This window comes from Kosmotoga sp., from assembly GCF_982836095.1.
Map to the genome: position 1 here is coordinate 3,460 of NZ_CEYIHJ010000083.1, position 2,674 is coordinate 6,133.

Here is a 2,674-nt window from a genome sequence, read left to right on the forward strand (position 1 = left end):
AGGAGCAAGATGGCTTTTGCGAAGGAGGACTTTCATGTCGAGATTTGATTACAAAACCGCAGGTGTTGACATAGATGCCGGAAAATATGCAATAGAACTGATGAAAGAACATGTCAAGAGCACCGAAACCCCCGGTGTTATAAGTGACATAGGAGGCTTTGGAGGGCTTTTTCAGCCTGATTTGGAGGGCTATAAGAATCCTGTATTTGTTTCAGGAGCAGATGGAGTTGGAACAAAGCTCAAAATAGCATTCATGCTTGACCGCCATGACACTGTAGGCATAGACTGTGTGGCTATGTGTGTGAATGATGTTGTGTGCACCGGTGCAGTTCCACTTTTCTTTTTAGATTACATAGCAACAGGTAAATTGGAACCAAAGAAAATAGCAACGCTGGTAAAAGGAATTTCTGATGGCTGCAAAACAGCGGGATGTGCCATTATCGGTGGTGAAACAGCTGAGATGCCAGGATTTTACGCCAATGGAGAGTATGATATTGCGGGATTTGCAGTAGGTGTCGTTGATCGTGACAACATCATTGATGGTAGCAAGATCAATGAAGGCGATGTTGTTCTGGGAATACCTTCATCTGGACTACACAGTAACGGCTTCTCCCTTGTTAGAAGGATTCTCTTCGAACAGCATAAACTCAAAGTGGACACATATATCGAATCGCTAGGGAAGTCCCTTGGAGAGGAATTGCTTCACCCTACAAAAATATATGTTCCTCATGTAAAAAGGGTACAACGGGTAGCCAAACTTAAAGGTATAGCCCATATTACAGGCGGCGGGATAATTGAAAACGTTCCCCGGATCATACCTCAGGGGCTTATAGCGGAGATTAATGTAAAAAGCTGGCAAATCCCTCCTGTTTTTACTCTCATAAAAAAGCTCGGTCAGATTGAGAACATGGAAATGTTCAGGACTTTCAACATGGGCATCGGAATGGTTATGGTTGCTGCTCCTAAGGATGCGGAATTTATCGTAAAAGAGCTCACTGGTGAAGGAGCATGTGTAATAGGCAGAATAACTCGTGGCACAGGAGGTATAAAGCTTTGCTGAGGAAAATAGCTGTGCTGGCTTCGGGAAACGGTACAAATCTACAGGCTTTAATTGATGCCATAAACACTGGATTCATTAAGAATGCTGAGATCAATGTGGTGATTTCAAACAGAAAGCAAGCTTATGCCCTTGAAAGAGCCAGAAACAACGATATAGAAGCATTATGGATAAACTCCAAAGAGTTTTTTGACTGTGATGAATATAACGAACGAATCCTCAGCGAATTGAAAAGCCGTGGAATTGATTTAGTTCTTCTTGCAGGATATATGAAAGTTTTGAACTGGAAGTTTGCAAGGGACTTTGAAGGGCGTATTATGAACGTACATCCTTCACTGATACCGGCGTTCTGTGGAAAGGGGTTTTACGGTAACAGAGTCCATGAGGCCGTTCTTGCTTCAGGTGTAAAAATCACAGGTGCAACTGTTCATTTTGTAGATGAAGGAATCGACACAGGGCCTATTATTCTTCAAAAAGCCATAATGGTTAGGCCCGATGAAACGGTTGAGAGCCTGAAAGAAAGAGTGCTGGAAGTTGAACACAGGCTCTATCCATTGGCTGTAAAGCTTTTCTGTGAAAATAGGTTGAGGGTAATTGGAAAGAAAGTGATTATATTACCTCAAACAAAGCAGAGGAGGAGAAATGAATGTCAAGAAGAGCTTTGATAAGTGTTTTTGATAAAACAAAAATTGTGGATTTTGCAAAAGGATTAGTCAAATTGGGATTTGAGATTATTTCAACTGGTGGAACTGCAAAGACACTTCGGGATAGCGACATCTCTGTAATAGATGTTGCTCAACTAACGTCCTTTCCTGAGTGCTTAAATGGCAGGGTGAAGACACTTCATCCAAAAATCCACATGGGATTGCTAGCAGATAGAAAAAACGAAGAGCATTTGAAGCAGTTACAGGATCTGGGAGTTGAACCCATTGATCTGGTTGTAGTTAATCTTTATCCTTTTAAGAAAACCATTCAAATACCTGATGTTGATCTCGAAAAGGTTATTGAAAATATCGATATAGGTGGTCCAACAATGATACGAGCTGCTGCGAAAAACCATAGTAGTGTAGCGGTTATAGTAGAGCCCGAAGATTATGAAAAAGTCTTGTCGGAGCTTCGAGAACAGGGTGAGATTTCGTTACAAACAAAGCGGGAGCTATGTGCTAAGGCTTTCCAACACACAGCTCATTATGACGCTCTAATTGCCGAATATTTTAGCCAAACAACCGGGGCAGGTTTTCCAGAACAGCTAACACTCACATACGAAAAGGTACAGGAACTCCGCTATGGTGAAAACCCGCATCAAAGGGGAGCCTTTTATAAAGAGGTTGGAAATTGTGTTGGAACAGTAGCAGGAGTCCGACAGTTGCATGGAAAGCAGTTGTCTTTCAACAATATAAATGATGCATCTGCGGCCATCGATTTGTTAAAGGAATTTGAGAAGTCCACTCCTGCTGTAGTTGCCCTAAAACATACCAATCCCTGTGGCGTAGGAATTGGAAATACCCTCTTTGAAGCCTGGTCAAAGGCTTATGAAGCAGACCCTGTTTCTATATTTGGCGGCATAATCGCTATGAACCAAGAAATGGATGAAGCCACCTCCAAAGCCATAAGCAA

At 42.1% G+C, this 2,674-nt stretch carries 3 protein-coding genes; all 3 read left to right on the forward strand.

Annotation, left to right across the window (positions count from 1 at the left end; genetic code table 11):
* The first annotated feature begins 34 nt into the window (after window positions 1–34).
* The gene (purM, locus tag AC3LHT_RS06525) at window positions 35–1,060 is read left to right on the forward strand and encodes a phosphoribosylformylglycinamidine cyclo-ligase (protein ID WP_488662336.1); all 1,026 of its coding nucleotides are present in this window, start codon (window positions 35–37) and stop codon (window positions 1,058–1,060) included.
* Window positions 1,057–1,722: a phosphoribosylglycinamide formyltransferase gene (gene purN / locus AC3LHT_RS06530; protein ID WP_488662337.1), complete on the forward strand. Its 666-nt coding sequence runs from the start codon at window positions 1,057–1,059 to the stop codon at window positions 1,720–1,722. Before purM ends, purN begins: the two co-directional genes overlap by 4 nt.
* The coding region (gene purH, locus AC3LHT_RS06535) for a bifunctional phosphoribosylaminoimidazolecarboxamide formyltransferase/IMP cyclohydrolase (protein WP_488662333.1) at window positions 1,704–2,674 on the forward strand (971 nt) is incomplete at its 3' end. The genes purN and purH, both read left to right, overlap by 19 nt.